The organism is Bradyrhizobium sp. 139 (assembly GCF_023074175.1).
Lineage (GTDB): Bacteria > Pseudomonadota > Alphaproteobacteria > Rhizobiales > Xanthobacteraceae > Bradyrhizobium.
On record NZ_JADPKS010000073.1, the window covers coordinates 95,464 to 109,665 of the forward strand.

Below are 14,202 nucleotides of genomic sequence, written 5' to 3' on the forward strand. Positions count from 1 at the left end.
AGCGAAACAGGCTCAGCCGAGCCGCCAGCCGACCTCCTGCGTAAAACTTTCGTAGAAGGCGCGGTCATAGGCTTGCTCGGGCGTCGCGCGCACGCACTCGTCAAGGCGTTTCGCGTCCTCGCCCACAAGAATGCGCCATCGCTCGGCCTTCACGCCGTCGAGAATGATCTTTGCGGCTTGCGCCGCCGTCGTCGGCGCATCCTCGAGGAAGCTGCGGGCGCGCTCGGCGAACACCGCCTGGATGTCCTCGTCCGACATCTTCTCGGCATCCGGCACGCCGGCCGCGACCATGCGCTTGCGGGTCAGCGCGACCTCATCGTCGCTAAGCCGCTCCGCCCCGTCGGCGCTCTGCACCTTGCGCGAATTGGAGACGATCGAGGTGCCGATATGGCCGGGCATCACCACCGAGCATTTGACGTGCGGTGCGTGCAGGCGGAGGTCGTTGATCAGCGCTTCGGTAAATCCCTTCACCGCGAACTTGGCGGAGCTATAGGCGGTGTGCGCCTGGTTCATGCCGATCGAGGCCCAGAAGCCGTTGACGCTGGCGGTGTTGACGATGTGAGCCTCGTCCGCGGCGACGAGCATCGGCAGGAAGGTGCGCACGCCGAGATAGACGCCGCCCCAGCAGATGTTGAAGGTGCGCTCCCATTGCTCGCGCGTGTTGGTGAACAGGCTGCCGCCGCCACCGATGCCGGCATTGTTGAACAGAAGATGGATCCGGTCCGTCTTCTGCTGCTCGGCGAGTTCGTCGCGAAAACACTTGAGATGATCCTCGATCGAGACGTCGGCGACATGCGTCGTGACGCGCAGGCCCTGCGGCAGCTTCTCGATCTCGCAGAGCCGCCTGGTCTCGGCCATCGCGGCCTCCGAGACGTCGCACATCGCGACATTGCAGCCCTCGGCGACGAGCTGCCGCGCGAGCTCGCGTCCCATTCCCGTGCCGCCCCCGGTGATGACGGCGATCTTTCCTGCAAAATCCTTCATGGGACTTTCGGCCCTCCCCTTGTCGGTATGTTTCTTCATCGTTGCGCCGCGCACGGGCGCGCGCAAAATGTAGCAGCGCCGCATCCGCAGGTAAAAGCGGATCGGCGCTGCCATCTTCGCCTCAATTATTTCGGCGGGCGGACTATTCGGCCGCTTCGACGCGCGGCCCGCTCAACGCGCCGAGCGCCTCCAGCGCCTTGCGGATCGCAGCCTGCTGCGCGCTTGAGGCCTCCGGCATCGGCGCGCGCGGCCAGGTTTTCGGCAAGCCCTGGAGCGTCTGCGCATAGCGCGTGCAGGCCGGCAGATTGTCGGCGATAACAGCGTTCCACAGCGTCAGCAGCTTCTTGTGCAGCTCGAGCGCGCGGGGATGATCGCCCGCTTTCACCGCATCCCACAGCGCGACGGACGCATGCGGCGCGGCGGTCAGGATCGCGGCGATCGAGCCATGGGCCCCGAGCGTATAGGACGGATACATCAGGGCATCGACCGCGCTGTAGATCAGCTTGTCTGGCGCCATCATCATGAGATCCGCGAACAGCTTGAGATCGCCCGCGCTCTGCTTGACGCCGATCACCAGCGGCACCTCGGTCATGATCCGGGTCAAGAGCGCCGGCGAAAGGTACGACCACGGCACGACGTTGTAGATGATGATGGGCATGCCGGTCTCATCCGCCATGGCGCGGAAATGCGCGACCATCGCCTCGTCGTCCGGCTTGAACAGATAATGCACCGGCGTGACCTGAAGGGCTGCGACATTCATGTCGCGCACCAGCTTGCCGCGGCGGATCGCATCGCGCGTGGAGTCCACGATGATGCCGGCGATCACGGGAATGCGTCCCTTCACCGCCTCGACTGTCGCGGCCATCAGGTCGCGATATTCCTCGTGATCGAGCGTGTGCCCCTCGCCGGTCGAGCCGCCGGCGGCAACGCCATGGGCGCCGGCGCCGATCATCCAGTCGACCTGGGGCGCCACGAGCCCAAAGTCGATCTCGCCGTCCTTCCGAAACGGCGTCGTCATCGGCGGGATCACGCCGGTCGGTCGTGCCTTCATGGTCTGCCCTCGCGTTTCCATAAGCCTGATGGCGGTCTCGCTCTTTTGGCGAGTATCCTGGCGAGTATCCGCACGCCTGGAAGCGTATCGGCTGTGCAGGCCTTGTGAAGGGCCGCCGACGCGGCGCAGCCCCCACAATCGATCATTCCTGCGGTTATCCCTGCCGGTTCCCCGTATTTGCCCGGCTTCGGTTTATGGGCATTTTTTTTACAAACCGAATCGTCAAATGGAATCCGGACGCTGGGTCGAGTCGGCCAGGCCAGCGTGTTGTTCCCGTCACAGGCTCTGGCACTCCGCTTGCATCCTCTTCGTGGTCTGAAACGACCGATGAGGTGACAGGAATGTTCGTGACCGTCGTTGCCGTGCTCTGCCGGCTGAGCGCAGCCAGCTCAGGCAGTTGCATCGAGGAAATCGTGACCGACAGCAACATGACGCCCGAGATGTCGATGATGCAGTGTGCGATCGGCGCACAGGCCCCGCTTGCGAAATGGATGGGCGAGCATCCGATCTACCACGCCAATTGGCGCCTCGATCGCTACAAATGCGTGCCGGGTCACTATGAGATCAAGGGCCACGCCTGAGGCCTCAAAAGACTACGGATGAGGAAACGCCCTGGAGGCCGCCTGGTCTCTCCGCGCGGGCACCGCTAGCGCCAGACCCTATTGTGGCGGCGCGCCCTGTGACAACGATCACATTCCCCTTAAGCCACCGCACCCAGAATGATCGCCCGCGCCTGTCGCCCTTCCGGCGTCGGCATCGGCGCGAAATTGTGCGGCTGGTCGCGCCACAGATGCAGCTCGACCGGCACGCCCACCGCCCTCGCCCGCTCCGAAAGATCGATGCTATCGGGGTAGAGCAGATCGCGCGTGCCCGAGAAGAGCCGGCATGTTCCATCAGCATCCGAAACAACTCGCCCGTCGCCGGCACGACCTCCTCGGCCGTGACGCGCGGCGCAATCGCCTCGCGCGTCATCCGGCCGACGAAACGCCAATGCGCGGGCACGATCTCTGGCCACGCGGCGCTGACAGAAGTCGCCGACCTTCCGATCGAAACGGCGGTGCGAAAGCTCGTCACCGTCGCGAGTCGAAGCCCATCGCATCGACCCGAAACTGCACCGCGTCCTCGCCGAGCAGATTCCGGGACACCTCAAGACGTCGAAGCCTTCAACCGCGAGATCCACACCCTCGTCCGCGCCTATCTCGAAAGCCGCCGCAAGGAGATGCGCAAAATCGACCCAGGCTTGGCCACCTTCATCTGCGTCAGCGCAATCGAAGCCGTCGCGCACAACACCGTGCTGAACCAGGCCCAGATGCAGTCGGAGAAGACGGTGAGGACGCTGGTGGATGGGACGACGCGGATGGTCGTGGGTTATCTGAGATAATCGGCAGAAGCCGAGAGGAAAGCGGTGGGGCCTCCGGCGAGACGCACCAAGCCGGGAAGACGAATAGCGGTTGCCCGATGTCCGGGCCGCGGCCATACTTGTCGCTTCGATAGACGTTGGTTGCGAGCCCAGTGTCGAAGCGCCCTGTTCTTCCCCCCAGCCGCGGACCTCATCAAGCCGACTTGCTCGAGCGCGCCACGCTCGCGCTACGGATGCAGAATTTCGCGGAGGCGGAGCGGCTTGCAGCCGAAGTGGTGAAGACGAGCCGGACCGACATCGTCGCGATATGGGTTCTCGGCCGCGCCTTGCTCGCTCAGAACCGCGTAGCGGAGGCCATCGTCCCCCTGGATAAGGCGGCGCGCCGCACGAGTGATCCGGGCATCGAGACTCTGCTTGGCGCGGCCTTGGGCGGATCCGGGCGTCGCATGGAAGCCGTCGAACAATTGCGCCGGACCGCGGCGCGACGCCCGCCTTTCCTGCCGGCCTTCCAGGAACTCGCCGGCCAGCTTGCCAAGGACCGGCGCGTCGATGAGGCCATCGCCACGATCGGCAACGCTCTCGCGCTCGCGCCGGAAAGCATCGACCTGCAACTGGATCTTGCGCGCCTGCATCTCGAGTGCAATGCGCGCGGTGAGGCGCGCCCGATCCTCGTCAAAGCCCACAAGGCCGCGCCTGGACGTCCGGATATCTCGACGCTACTTGCACGCGTGCTGCGCCAGGATGGTGATTATGCCGCGGCCGCAGAGATGTACCGGCTCGCGCTGGCGCTGCGCCCCGACCATGCCGTGACGCGGGCCGATCTCGCCGCCTGCCTGTTCGAGTTGGGTCAGCGCGAAGCGGGCGAGGCGAGCCTTCGTTCGGCCTTACGCGGCCGGCCCCGCATGCTGGCACAAGTTGCCTACACGCTCGTCCATTCATCGCGCGGCCGCTTCTTCTTCCGCCCGAGCGCGCTCAAGACGTTTCTGCAAGGCGACATGCCGTGATGCGGCTCACGCACGGAACTGCCGTCGATAGGCGCCGGGCTCCTGCGCAACCGACTTCGTAACCTCGAACACCCGCCGCATCTCCTCCGCAGTCAGTGGCGCGGTCTGAGCGACCCAGGTTTCCCGCTTCACCGCCATGCATTGCGCAATCGGTGTCCCCTTCGGCAGCACGCCATCGAAATTCACATCGTGCCAATGCACTGGGAAATGGATCCAACTGTCGCGATACCGATCGCAATCGACGAGGCCCGTCAGCGTAGTAAAGGGCAGATCGAATCGATTGATCGGATGCATGAACAGCACCGCATAGCCTTCCGGCGCTTCGATCAGCCATGGATTGCGAAACTTGATCAGAAGCCGGTCCGGCTCGAACAACGGCGAGCCCGTGACCTGGCTCGAGTCGTGAAATCCAACGGGCGAACGCGGGAAATCGAGTTCACCACCGGGTGGCAGGTCATTGTCCCAGGAAATCTCCCCGTTCTCAAAGCTGACATCGCACATCAGTGGGATCAGGAAGCCGCTCGTCATGGCGTCGAGGAACGGGGGACACCGCTTGACCGTATCCTCCTCGCGCTGATTGATCGCGTTGAAGGCCTGCGTCGGCATCGCCTTCAGCCAGGCGGGCAGGCCCAAACTCGCGGGGACCGGCGGCGGCAATTTGTCTTCAAGGCCCGGCGGACAGCGGAACTTGAGGGTCATCGGCTCGTCGGGCACTGCTGATGCTCTCATTGTCGCCGGGCGGGCGCCTTGGGCCTCATCGCGGACAGACAAGGCGCGCATCGCGAGATTTTCGCGCGTGTGCTTAGCCAAATCTACGAACAATGGTCGGAGCGAGAGGATTTGAACCTCCGACCCCTAGTCTCCCAGACTAGTGCGCTAACCGGGCTGCGCCACGCTCCGAACGTCGTTCCATTAGCTAGGATCGCTGCTTTACGCAAGGCGAGGTCACACCATTTTGGTGATCGCCCTACCACGGAACTATCCGAAAAGACGACAAGATGCCGCCTCAGCCGTCCTTCAGCGCCTGGTCCAGCATCTCCCGGCAGGCGACGAGGTCGCCCAGCACCCGTCCCAGCCGTTCACGGTCCAGCGCGCTGGGGCCGGCCGACGCGGCGGCGGCGGTGCCGCCTTTGCGGAAGGTGGTGAGGATTTCCTCGTCGTCGGTCTCGGCGAAGCGGAAGTCGATACCTTCCGCCTCCCCGCCCTGGTAGTCGTCATCGTCGATATCGAGGGCGCCGCGGGCGCCTGTCTCTTCTTCGGGCTCCATCAGGCTCTGGCCGATAGCGTCCTCGATGGCCCCGAACGAGACCGCGGCCGCGCTGTCGGCAAGGCCCTGCACCGATTTGACGCCGTGCTCTTTCAGGATCCGCTGCACCCCGCGGATGGTGTAGCCCTCCCCGTAGAGCAGGCGGCGGATGCCCTTGAGCAGGTCGACGTCGTCGGGGCGGTAATAGCGGCGGCCGCCGCTGCGCTTCATCGGCTTGATCTGGGAGAATCGGGTCTCCCAGAACCGCAGCACATGCTGCGGAATGTCGAGTTCCTGCGCTACTTCGCTGATGGTTCGGAACGCATCCGGCGCCTTGTCCAAATGCCAAATCCTTCGCGGAGGCGATTATGCCTCGGGTTGAGCCTTGCTGGCGTCGCCATTGCCGCGATGCTGCGTGTTGATCCGCTGCTTCAGGATCGCCGACGGCTTGAACACCATGACCCGGCGCGGCGAGATCGGCACCTCGGTGCCCGTCTTCGGGTTGCGGCCGATGCGCTGACCCTTCTTGCGGACCATAAAGGAGCCGAACGAGGACAATTTCACCGTCTCGCCCTTCTCGAGGCAGTCGGTGATCTCCTTCAGCACGAGTTCCACGAAGGCGGACGATTCGGTGCGTGACAGGCCCACCTTCTGGTAGACGGCCTCGCAGAGATCGACACGCGTTACGGTTTTACTTTGATCGGTCATCGCCCTGCCCCACATCACGGCGAACAATTATCGTCTGAAATTATGAGGTTACGATACGGCGGTCAACAGCGCTCATCAATGCAGGCGCATCGATAATCAGCGCTGATTCCGGTAAAATTTTATCGATTGTGGCTTTACCAGCGCACCAGCGCGGAGCCCCAGGTGAAGCCGCCGCCCATCGCCTCCAGCAGAATCAGGTCGCCGCGCTTGATGCGGCCGTCCTTGCGCGCCACCGACAGCGCCAGCGGGATCGAGGCCGCCGAGGTGTTGCCGTGACGGTCCACCGTCAACACCACCTTCTCCGGCGCGATATGGAGCTTGTGGGCAGAGGCGTCGATGATTCGCTTGTTGGCTTGGTGCGGCACGAACCAGTCGATGCCGTCGGCATTGAGCCCGGTCGCCTGGAAGGCGTCGACGATCACGTCGGTGATCATGCCGACCGCGTGCTTGAAGACCTCGCGGCCCTCCATGCGCAGATGGCCGACGGTCTGGGTCGAGGACGGTCCGCCGTCGACGAACAGTTTTGCCTTGTGACGGCCGTCGGAGCGCAAGTGAGTGGTCACCACGCCGCGGTCGGTCGCAGCATTGCCCGGCTGCTCCTGCGCCTCCAGCACGACCGCGCCGGCACCGTCGCCGAACAGCACACAGGTGCCGCGATCGTTCCAGTCGAGGATGCGCGAGAAGGTCTCGGCGCCGATCACCAGCGCACGCTTGAAAGCACCGGTGCGCAGGAAATTGTCGGCGGTGGCGAGTGCGAACACGAAGCCGGAGCAGACCGCCTGGAGATCGAACGCCGCGCCATGGTTGATGCCGAGCGCGTGCTGCACGGCGACCGCGGTTGCGGGGAAGGTATTATCAGGCGTCGAGGTCGCCAGCACGATCAACTCGATCGACTGTGCGTCCACGCCGGCGTCCGCGAGCGCAGCCTGCGCCGCCTTGGTCGCCAGATGCGAGGTGAACTCGCCCTCGGCTGCGACACGCCGCTCGCGAATGCCGGTGCGCTGCACGATCCACTCGTCGGACGTGTCGATGCGCGCCGCCAATTGGGCGTTGGTCACCACTTGCTCCGGCAGATAAGAGCCGCAGCCCAGTATGACCGAACGAATTTGAGTCACGAAACAGCCTCCTGCGCGGTCTGCACGGAACTAAGTGCACCACCTTCGCGGTTGAGCATCTGATTGATCTTGTTCAGGAGATCGTAGTGCGCCATCTCATAACCAACATCGATCGCATAGGCAAAGCCTTCGGCGCTGATTCCGCCATGGCTCTTGACCACCAGTCCCCTCAGCCCCAGGAATACGCCGCCGTTGGACTTGTTCGGGTCCATCTTGTCGCGCAGGGCTCGGAAGGCGCTGCGCGCGAAGAGATAGCCGAGCTTGGACAGCCAGCTCCGCTGCATCTCGTTGCGGAGTAATTCCGCCATCTGCCGCGCGGTTCCCTCGGCCGCCTTAAGCGCGATGTTGCCGCTGAAACCTTCGGTGACGATGACGTCGGCCAGCCCCTTGCCGATGCCGTCGCCCTCGACGAAGCCGAGATAATCGAGTTCCGGCAGGTTCATCGCACGCAACGTTTCGCCGGCCTCGCGGATTTCCTCGTGCCCCTTGATCTCCTCGACCCCGATATTGAGCAACCCGACTGTGGGACGCGGCTTGTTGAACAATACGCTCGCCATCGCTGCCCCCATGACCGCGAGCGACACCAGATGATGCGCATCACCGCCAATGGTGGCGCCGAGGTCGAGCACGACGGAATCGCCGCGCTTGGTCGGCCACATTCCGGCAATCGCCGGGCGGTCGATGCCCGGCAGCGTGCGCAGATGGAAACGCGCCATCGCCATCAGCGCACCCGTGTTGCCGGCGGAGATGGCGACGTCCGCCTCGCCCCTCTTCACCGCATCGATGGCGAGCCACATCGAGGAGGTCTTGCGGCCCCGGCGCAGCGCCTGGCTCGGCTTATCCGCCCCGCTGACGGCAACGTCGGTATGGATGATCCTCGATGCGGCCTTGAGGGCAGGATGCTTCTCAAGCTCGGGCTCGATTTTGGCGCGGTCCCCGACCAGCAGGAACTCGATCTCGCGATGCCTATGAAGCGAGATGGCGGCACCTGGAATGATCACGGCGGCGCCGACGTCGCCTCCCATGGCGTCAAGCGCGATGCGAACCTTGCTTGGCATAAAAGTCCTGGAAACCTGGTCTGCTGCGGTCTTGAACGAACGGGGCCGCAAATGGGTTCGCCATGGACATGGCGACCGGCCGAGCGCCACGCCGCGCCCGAACCGGGGCGCGACAATAGCGTTTTGTTATCCCGAAACAACCTCTTGCCCCCAGCCTTTTGCATTCAGGGCAATCCGCAGACGGCAGCTAAAATTCACAAGAAACATATCGAACTCAAATAGATACGAGCGCCTTTCAAACCATCCCGCCAGGCGGCTCACGCGCCGAGCAAAGCGATCCTCAACGGAAATGCCCAGCTATTTGCCTTTCTTTTTGCCCTGCTTCTTCTGCTGGAGCGCCTTCAGCGCCGCAAACGGATGGTCCTCCGGATCGAGGGCGGTGACCGCGGCCTCGAACACGACACCCGGCTTGCGCGGATAAGGATCGATCGCCAGGAACAGCGCATCGGTGGCAAGCCTCCCGAGATCGATGATACCGTTCACGATTGGCTCCGGCGCATCGATGACCTGCGGCGGCTCCGCCGCGTCCTCTCCTTCCTCGATCAGGTCGGCCAGCCGCCGCGCCTCGGCCTCGGGCGCGAACATCAGGTCCACCTCCTCCCCGATCTCGCTCTCGATCGGGTCGAGCGTGACCACGCAGGTCTGGCCGACCCGGGCGCGGACCTGCCCCGTGACCTGGATCCGGCCGCCGCTTTTCGGCACGACGTCAAAGTCAGCCTGGGCAGAGAGGACCTCCCGCAAACCCGCGACCTCGGCCATGGCCTGCCGCTCGGCGACCGAGGCCTCGAGCTTGCGATGCAGGCCGGTGTCGGGAATCTGCGCAACGATCACGGGTATCCGCCAGGGATCGGGCCTGGATTCGGCATTCGGTCGGCTCATGGCGTGATGTCCTTCGTGAGCGCTGGGGGAAACCTGAAAGACGCGCGTAGCAGCGCGGTCTCGTCGGTCCGGCCGAGATCGGCCTCCGTGGCGCCGGCGTAAGCCGCAAGCAGCTGCGCCTGGTCCAGGCCGGTCCCATTCAAGATATTCTTGCAGATGGCCGCTGCCAGGGCCTCGCTGCCGCCTTCGATGGCCTGGTCATAGGCCTGGACGCGGCCGTAAAACGCCTCGCCAAAGGCCCGCATTCGCTTCGGCACGGTCTGGTCGCCTATCCCCATCTCGCGCAAATTGTCGTCCATGTCCTCGCAGAAACGGTCGAATAGCGCCTGCGACAGCTCGGTGGCGCCCTGGACCGTGCGCAGGCGGCGCAGCAGCAGCCAGAGATGCAGCAGCAACAGGTCGAAACGCCCGTTAACCGTGTCGGGCACGCCCAAACCGCGGTAAAACATGGGTTCTCGCGCCTGCGTCACGATCATGCCATAGATGGCTTCAATGGTGCCGCGCGGGGCTTGCCGGGGTTTCCTGAAGTGATTGAACGGCCAAACCATTGTGGGTTCCGCAAGCGGGCGTACGCGTGTTGCATTCAGAGCCTCCGCCCGGTACTTCAGCGCCTCGCGCGACGCAAGGGGACGGAATCAGTTCCACTATGACCATGACGAACCAGACCAGCCTGCGCGCAGACAAGCAGCGCGGCGTTTATGCACGCTGGCGCGGCTTGCGCGTGCTCGCGGCCGTGGCCCTGCTCGGCGCCGCCCTTGCGGGCTGCACCGGCGAGCAGTTCCAGAAGGGTTACATCCTGCCGCCTGGCGCGCTGGAGCAGATTCCGATCGGCGCGAGCCAGGACCAGGTGCTGATCGTGATGGGTACGCCCTCCACGGTCGCGACCCTCGACGGCGAGGTGTTTTACTACATCTCGCAGCGCTCGGAGCGGATCGTCGCCTTCATGAACCAGAAGGTGGTCGATCAGCGCGTCATCGCCGTCTATTTCGACAAGAACCGGCGCGTGCGCCGGCTGGCGAATTACGGCCTCCAGGACGGCAAGATCTTCGACTTCATCAGCCGGACCACGCCCACGTCGGGCCAGGAGATGAGCTACCTCACGCCGATCTTCAAGCTGCTCAGCTTTAACTGAGCTTTCAGCCTGCGGCGTCGTGCGGCTTGCCGTAGCGCGTCGGGTTCCATACGCTCCCTGCAAAACAAGAAGCAGGGAGTGGATTCGTGCCCAATAGATTTCTGTCCCGCCGCCGCGTGCTCGCCGGTGCTGCCGGCATTTCGGCCGCAGCGATCCTGCCGCGATCAAGTCTGGCGGACTGGAAACCCACCGAAAACATCCGCCTCGTCGTGCCGGCTGCGGCCGGCGGCTCGACCGACGTCATGGGCCGGCTGCTGGCCGCCCATCTGCAAGCCGCCTGGGGCCAGTCGGCCGTCGTGGAAAATCGCTCCGGCGGGGGCGGCACGATCGGAACGGCGGAGGTCGTCCGCGCCAAGCCCGATGGCCACACCATCCTGATCGGCAATCCCGGGCCGAATGCGATCGCCTACAGCATCTTCAAGAATCTTACCTACAAGCCGGACCAGCTCCAGCCGGTCTCCAACATGATCCGGATTCCGAACATCGTCTCGGCGCATCCGAAGACCGGCATCAAGTCGATCGCCGAGCTGATCGCGTATCTGAAGGCCAATCCGGACAAGCTCAGCTACGCCTCTTCCGGCGTCGGCCAGAGCCCTCACCTCACCGGCGCCTGGTTCCTCCAGCTCACCGGACTGAAGATGACGCACATCCCGTTTCGCGGCGCGGGCCCCGCGCTCCAGGCCGCGCTTGCCGGCGACATCCAGATCCTGTTCGACAATCTCTATCCGAGCCTGCCGCAGGTGCAGAACGGCACCCTCACCGGGCTGTGCGTCACCACGCCGGAGCGTAGCGACCTCGCGCCGAACCTGCCGACCATGCGCGAGAGCGCGCCGGAGCTGGCGAATTTCGATGTCTCCTCGTGGTTCTCCGTGTTCCTGCCGAAGGGCGTCCCGGCCCCGGTGCTCGAAGCGCTCAATCTCCAGGTGAAGGCGATGCTCGATCGCGAGGACATCAAGAAGAACATCCTCGCCATGGGCGCCCGCGCCGACTACGGCACGCCGCAGCAGTTCGCCGATTTCGTAGACGCCGAGACGAAGAAATTCGCCGGCATCATCCAGAAGGAAGGATTGCAGATGGATGTGCAGTGATGTTCGCGCGAACACCAACCACCACCTCCGTCATTGCGAGCGAAACGAAGCAATCCAGGCTGCCTCCGCGGAAAGATTCTGGATTGCTTCGCTGCGCTCGCAATGACGTGTTGAGAGACCTCGCATCAAAACAAAAAGCCCCGCAACTTGCGCTGCGGGGTTTAATTTTGAATCTATGACGCCGCTCAATGCGCCAAAATTGCCAGCAGCAAGAGCGCCACGATATTGGTGATCTTGATCATCGGGTTCACCGCCGGTCCCGCCGTATCCTTGTAGGGATCGCCGACGGTGTCGCCGGTCACGGCGGCCTTGTGGGCGTCAGAACCCTTGCCGCCGAAATGGCCGTCCTCGATATATTTTTTGGCGTTGTCCCAGGCGCCGCCGCCAGAGGTCATCGAAATCGCGACGAACAGGCCGGTCACGATCACGCCGAGCAGCATTGCGCCGACCGCGGAAAATGCCGCCGACTTGCCGGCGACACCGCCGCCCGCAATCGCGTAGATCACGAAATAGACAACAATCGGCGACAGCACCGGGAGCAGCGAGGGGATGATCATCTCCTTGATCGCCGCTTTCGTCAGCAGGTCGACCGCCTTGCCGTAGTCCGGCTTGTCGGTGCCCTGCATGATGCCCGGCTTCTCGCGGAACTGGCGCCGCACCTCCTCAACGATCGCGCTGGCAGCACGGCCCACGGCCGTCATGCCCATCGCGCCGAACAGAAACGGCAGCAGACCGCCGAACAGCAGGCCCACGACGACGTAGGGATTGTTGAGCGAGAAGTCCGGATGGACCCCGGCGAAATAGGGGTAATGCGCGGTGTCCGCAACGAAGAACTTGAGGTCCTCGTTGTAGGCCGCGAACAGCACCAGCGCACCGAGACCGGCGGAGCCGATCGCGTAGCCCTTGGTGACTGCCTTGGTGGTGTTGCCGACCGCGTCGAGCGCGTCGGTCGACTTGCGCACCTCCTTCGGCAGGCCCGCCATCTCGGCGATGCCGCCGGCGTTGTCGGTGACCGGGCCGAACGCGTCGAGCGCAACGACCATGCCGGCCAGCGCCAGCATGGTGGCCGTCGCGATCGCGATGCCGAACAGGCCGGCGAGGCTGTAGGTGACGAGGATGCCCGCGATGATGACGAGCGCGGGCAACGCGGTCGCCTCCATCGAGATCGCAAGGCCCTGGATCACGTTGGTGCCGTGGCCGGTCACCGACGCTGCGGCAATCGACTTCACCGGACGATAGTCGGTGCCGGTGTAGTATTCGGTGATCCAGATGATCAGCGCGGTGACGACGAGGCCGACGATTCCGCATTCGAACAGCGCCGTGCCGGTGTAGTCGACGCCGTCGAGCTTGCCGAAGCCGATCAGATAGTAGATCACGCCGGCGATGCCGATCAGCGACAGGACGCCGGTTGCGATCAGGCCCTTGTAGAGCGCGCCCATGATCGACTGGCTCGGCCCGAGCTTGACGAAGAAGGTGCCGATGATCGAGGTGATGATGCAGATGCCGCCGATGGCAAGCGGCAACGTCATCATGTTCATGAGGATCGGCGTCTTGGCGAAGAAGATGGCCGCGAGCACCATGGTGGCGACCGCGGTCACCGCATAGGTCTCGAACAGGTCGGCGGCCATACCGGCGCAGTCACCGACATTGTCGCCGACGTTGTCGGCGATGGTGGCCGGGTTGCGCGGATCGTCCTCGGGGATGCCGGCCTCGACCTTGCCGACGAGGTCGCCGCCGACGTCCGCACCCTTGGTGAAGATGCCACCGCCGAGACGGGCGAAGATCGAGATCAGCGAGGCGCCAAAGCCGAGCGCCACCATGGCGTCGACGACGACGCGGCTGTCAGGCGCGAGCTTGAGCGAATAGACCAGGAAGCCAAAGTAGATGGTCACGCCGAGCAGCGCGAGACCCGCCACCAGCATGCCAGTGATGGCGCCCGCCTTGAAGGCGAGTTCGAGGCCGCCCGCAAGCGACGTGGTCGCCGCCTGGGCGGTGCGCACATTGGCGCGAACCGAGACGTTCATGCCGATGAAGCCGGCCGCTCCCGACAGGACGGCGCCGATGGCAAAACCGAACGCGACATAAAGACCCAGGAAATAGACAAGCAGCACGAAGATGACGATGCCGACGAGACCGATCGTGGTGTACTGGCGCCGCAGGTAGGCCTGTGCGCCTTCGCGCACCGCCCCTGCGATCTCCTGCATGCGCGGTGACCCCGCATCCGCGCTTAACACCGAAGACGTCGCCCAAATCGCGTAGACGACGGAAAGCACTCCGCAGAGCACTATCAACCCTAATGCTGTCATGTGATTTTTTGCCTCAGATCCTTGATGTACGTACCCCTGGCGCCTTTTGATTTTTCCGTCATGCGGTGCAGCGCCTTTATGTTGAACAGGGCCGCCCCTTGCCCGAAGGGGCGGCCCTGGTCGGCCACAAGCTTGCCAAAATCAGAATGCCGGTGCAACGCCGCAAGCGGCCGAAAAAGCCGATCTCGGCAAGTATTTAGACCTAATCCTGAGCGCTTGATCGCTGGCGTGGCACAACATCGCGAGGCGGCCTCCGACCCAGGCGAACCTG

At 64.1% G+C, this 14,202-nt stretch carries 15 protein-coding genes and 1 tRNA gene; 5 read left to right on the forward strand and 11 right to left on the reverse strand.

What is annotated here, in order from left to right; translation table 11 throughout:
• Window positions 1-12: 12 nt before the first annotated feature.
• Complete coding sequence (locus IVA80_RS17405; protein ID WP_247432855.1) at window positions 13-984, reverse strand: SDR family NAD(P)-dependent oxidoreductase; 972 nt, start codon at window positions 982-984, stop codon at window positions 13-15.
• A gap of 142 nt (window positions 985-1,126) precedes the next feature.
• On the reverse strand, window positions 1,127-2,035 hold the full coding sequence (locus IVA80_RS17410; protein WP_247432539.1) for a dihydrodipicolinate synthase family protein: 909 nt from the start codon (window positions 2,033-2,035) through the stop codon (window positions 1,127-1,129).
• Window positions 2,036-2,376: 341 nt separating this feature from the next.
• Here IVA80_RS17410 and IVA80_RS17415 point away from each other — a divergent pair, with 341 nt between their 5' ends.
• The 3 genes from IVA80_RS17415 (at window position 2,377) to IVA80_RS17425 (ending at window position 4,399) form a co-directional block, all read left to right on the forward strand.
• Window positions 2,377-2,616 carry a hypothetical protein gene (locus IVA80_RS17415; RefSeq protein ID WP_007611067.1) on the forward strand — a complete coding sequence of 80 codons (240 nt, stop codon included), beginning with the start codon at window positions 2,377-2,379 and terminating at the stop codon, window positions 2,614-2,616.
• A 209-nt stretch (window positions 2,617-2,825) separates the two neighbouring features.
• The gene (locus IVA80_RS17420) at window positions 2,826-3,416 is read left to right on the forward strand and encodes a TetR/AcrR family transcriptional regulator (RefSeq protein ID WP_247432542.1); all 591 of its coding nucleotides are present in this window, start codon (window positions 2,826-2,828) and stop codon (window positions 3,414-3,416) included.
• 182 nt (window positions 3,417-3,598) lie between these two features.
• Window positions 3,599-4,399 carry a tetratricopeptide repeat protein gene (locus IVA80_RS17425; protein ID WP_249809842.1) on the forward strand — a complete coding sequence of 267 codons (801 nt, stop codon included), beginning with the start codon at window positions 3,599-3,601 and terminating at the stop codon, window positions 4,397-4,399.
• A gap of 6 nt (window positions 4,400-4,405) precedes the next feature.
• Here IVA80_RS17425 and IVA80_RS17430 read toward each other — a convergent pair whose 3' ends face one another.
• From IVA80_RS17430 to IVA80_RS17465, 8 genes are all read right to left on the reverse strand, one after another.
• Window positions 4,406-5,098 (reverse strand): hypothetical protein, encoded by a 693-nt coding sequence (locus IVA80_RS17430; RefSeq protein WP_247432547.1) that lies wholly within the window; start codon window positions 5,096-5,098, stop codon window positions 4,406-4,408.
• Window positions 5,099-5,221: 123 nt separating this feature from the next.
• Window positions 5,222-5,299, reverse strand: a tRNA-Pro gene (locus tag IVA80_RS17435).
• 106 nt (window positions 5,300-5,405) lie between these two features.
• Window positions 5,406-5,987, reverse strand: a complete 582-nt coding sequence (locus tag IVA80_RS17440) for a MerR family transcriptional regulator (protein ID WP_247432550.1) — start codon at window positions 5,985-5,987, stop codon at window positions 5,406-5,408.
• 24 nt (window positions 5,988-6,011) lie between these two features.
• Window positions 6,012-6,353, reverse strand: a complete 342-nt coding sequence (locus tag IVA80_RS17445; RefSeq protein ID WP_028152484.1) for an integration host factor subunit alpha — start codon at window positions 6,351-6,353, stop codon at window positions 6,012-6,014.
• Between the two features lie 134 nt (window positions 6,354-6,487).
• The gene (locus IVA80_RS17450) at window positions 6,488-7,468 is read right to left on the reverse strand and encodes a beta-ketoacyl-ACP synthase III (RefSeq protein ID WP_247432553.1); all 981 of its coding nucleotides are present in this window, start codon (window positions 7,466-7,468) and stop codon (window positions 6,488-6,490) included.
• Window positions 7,465-8,526, reverse strand: coding sequence for a phosphate acyltransferase PlsX (plsX, locus tag IVA80_RS17455; protein WP_247432556.1), 1,062 nt, complete (start codon window positions 8,524-8,526; stop codon window positions 7,465-7,467). The genes IVA80_RS17450 and plsX overlap by 4 nt, the downstream gene beginning before the upstream one ends.
• Before the next feature lie 297 nt (window positions 8,527-8,823).
• A complete protein-coding gene (locus tag IVA80_RS17460) occupies window positions 8,824-9,405 on the reverse strand; it encodes a DUF177 domain-containing protein (RefSeq protein ID WP_247432559.1) in 582 nt (193 codons plus the stop codon).
• A complete protein-coding gene (locus IVA80_RS17465) occupies window positions 9,402-9,953 on the reverse strand; it encodes a ubiquinol-cytochrome C chaperone family protein (RefSeq protein ID WP_247432562.1) in 552 nt (183 codons plus the stop codon). Before IVA80_RS17465 ends, IVA80_RS17460 begins: the two co-directional genes overlap by 4 nt.
• Before the next feature lie 98 nt (window positions 9,954-10,051).
• Here IVA80_RS17465 and bamE point away from each other — a divergent pair, with 98 nt between their 5' ends.
• Complete coding sequence (bamE, locus tag IVA80_RS17470; protein WP_247432565.1) at window positions 10,052-10,537, forward strand: outer membrane protein assembly factor BamE; 486 nt, start codon at window positions 10,052-10,054, stop codon at window positions 10,535-10,537.
• 86 nt (window positions 10,538-10,623) lie between these two features.
• A complete protein-coding gene (locus tag IVA80_RS17475; protein ID WP_247432568.1) occupies window positions 10,624-11,625 on the forward strand; it encodes a tripartite tricarboxylate transporter substrate binding protein in 1,002 nt (333 codons plus the stop codon).
• 185 nt (window positions 11,626-11,810) lie between these two features.
• Here the strand turns inward: IVA80_RS17475 and IVA80_RS17480 are convergent, their stop codons facing one another.
• The gene (locus tag IVA80_RS17480) at window positions 11,811-13,931 is read right to left on the reverse strand and encodes a sodium-translocating pyrophosphatase (RefSeq protein ID WP_247432572.1); all 2,121 of its coding nucleotides are present in this window, start codon (window positions 13,929-13,931) and stop codon (window positions 11,811-11,813) included.
• Window positions 13,932-14,202 lie beyond the last annotated feature (271 nt).

Coding starts and splice junctions, on each gene's coding strand:
- IVA80_RS17405 (WP_247432855.1), bottom strand. CDS start 984: ATGAAGGATTTTGCAGGAAAGATCGCCGTCATCACCGGGGGCGGCACG.
- IVA80_RS17410 (WP_247432539.1), bottom strand. CDS start 2,035: ATGAAGGCACGACCGACCGGCGTGATCCCGCCGATGACGACGCCGTTT.
- IVA80_RS17415 (WP_007611067.1), top strand. CDS start 2,377: ATGTTCGTGACCGTCGTTGCCGTGCTCTGCCGGCTGAGCGCAGCCAGC.
- IVA80_RS17420 (WP_247432542.1), top strand. CDS start 2,826: ATGCAGCTCGACCGGCACGCCCACCGCCCTCGCCCGCTCCGAAAGATC.
- IVA80_RS17430 (WP_247432547.1), bottom strand. CDS start 5,098: ATGACCCTCAAGTTCCGCTGTCCGCCGGGCCTTGAAGACAAATTGCCG.
- IVA80_RS17445 (WP_028152484.1), bottom strand. CDS start 6,353: ATGACCGATCAAAGTAAAACCGTAACGCGTGTCGATCTCTGCGAGGCC.
- plsX (WP_247432556.1), bottom strand. CDS start 8,526: ATGCCAAGCAAGGTTCGCATCGCGCTTGACGCCATGGGAGGCGACGTC.
- IVA80_RS17460 (WP_247432559.1), bottom strand. CDS start 9,405: ATGAGCCGACCGAATGCCGAATCCAGGCCCGATCCCTGGCGGATACCC.
- IVA80_RS17465 (WP_247432562.1), bottom strand. CDS start 9,953: ATGGTTTGGCCGTTCAATCACTTCAGGAAACCCCGGCAAGCCCCGCGC.
- bamE (WP_247432565.1), top strand. CDS start 10,052: ATGACCATGACGAACCAGACCAGCCTGCGCGCAGACAAGCAGCGCGGC.
- IVA80_RS17480 (WP_247432572.1), bottom strand. CDS start 13,931: ATGACAGCATTAGGGTTGATAGTGCTCTGCGGAGTGCTTTCCGTCGTC.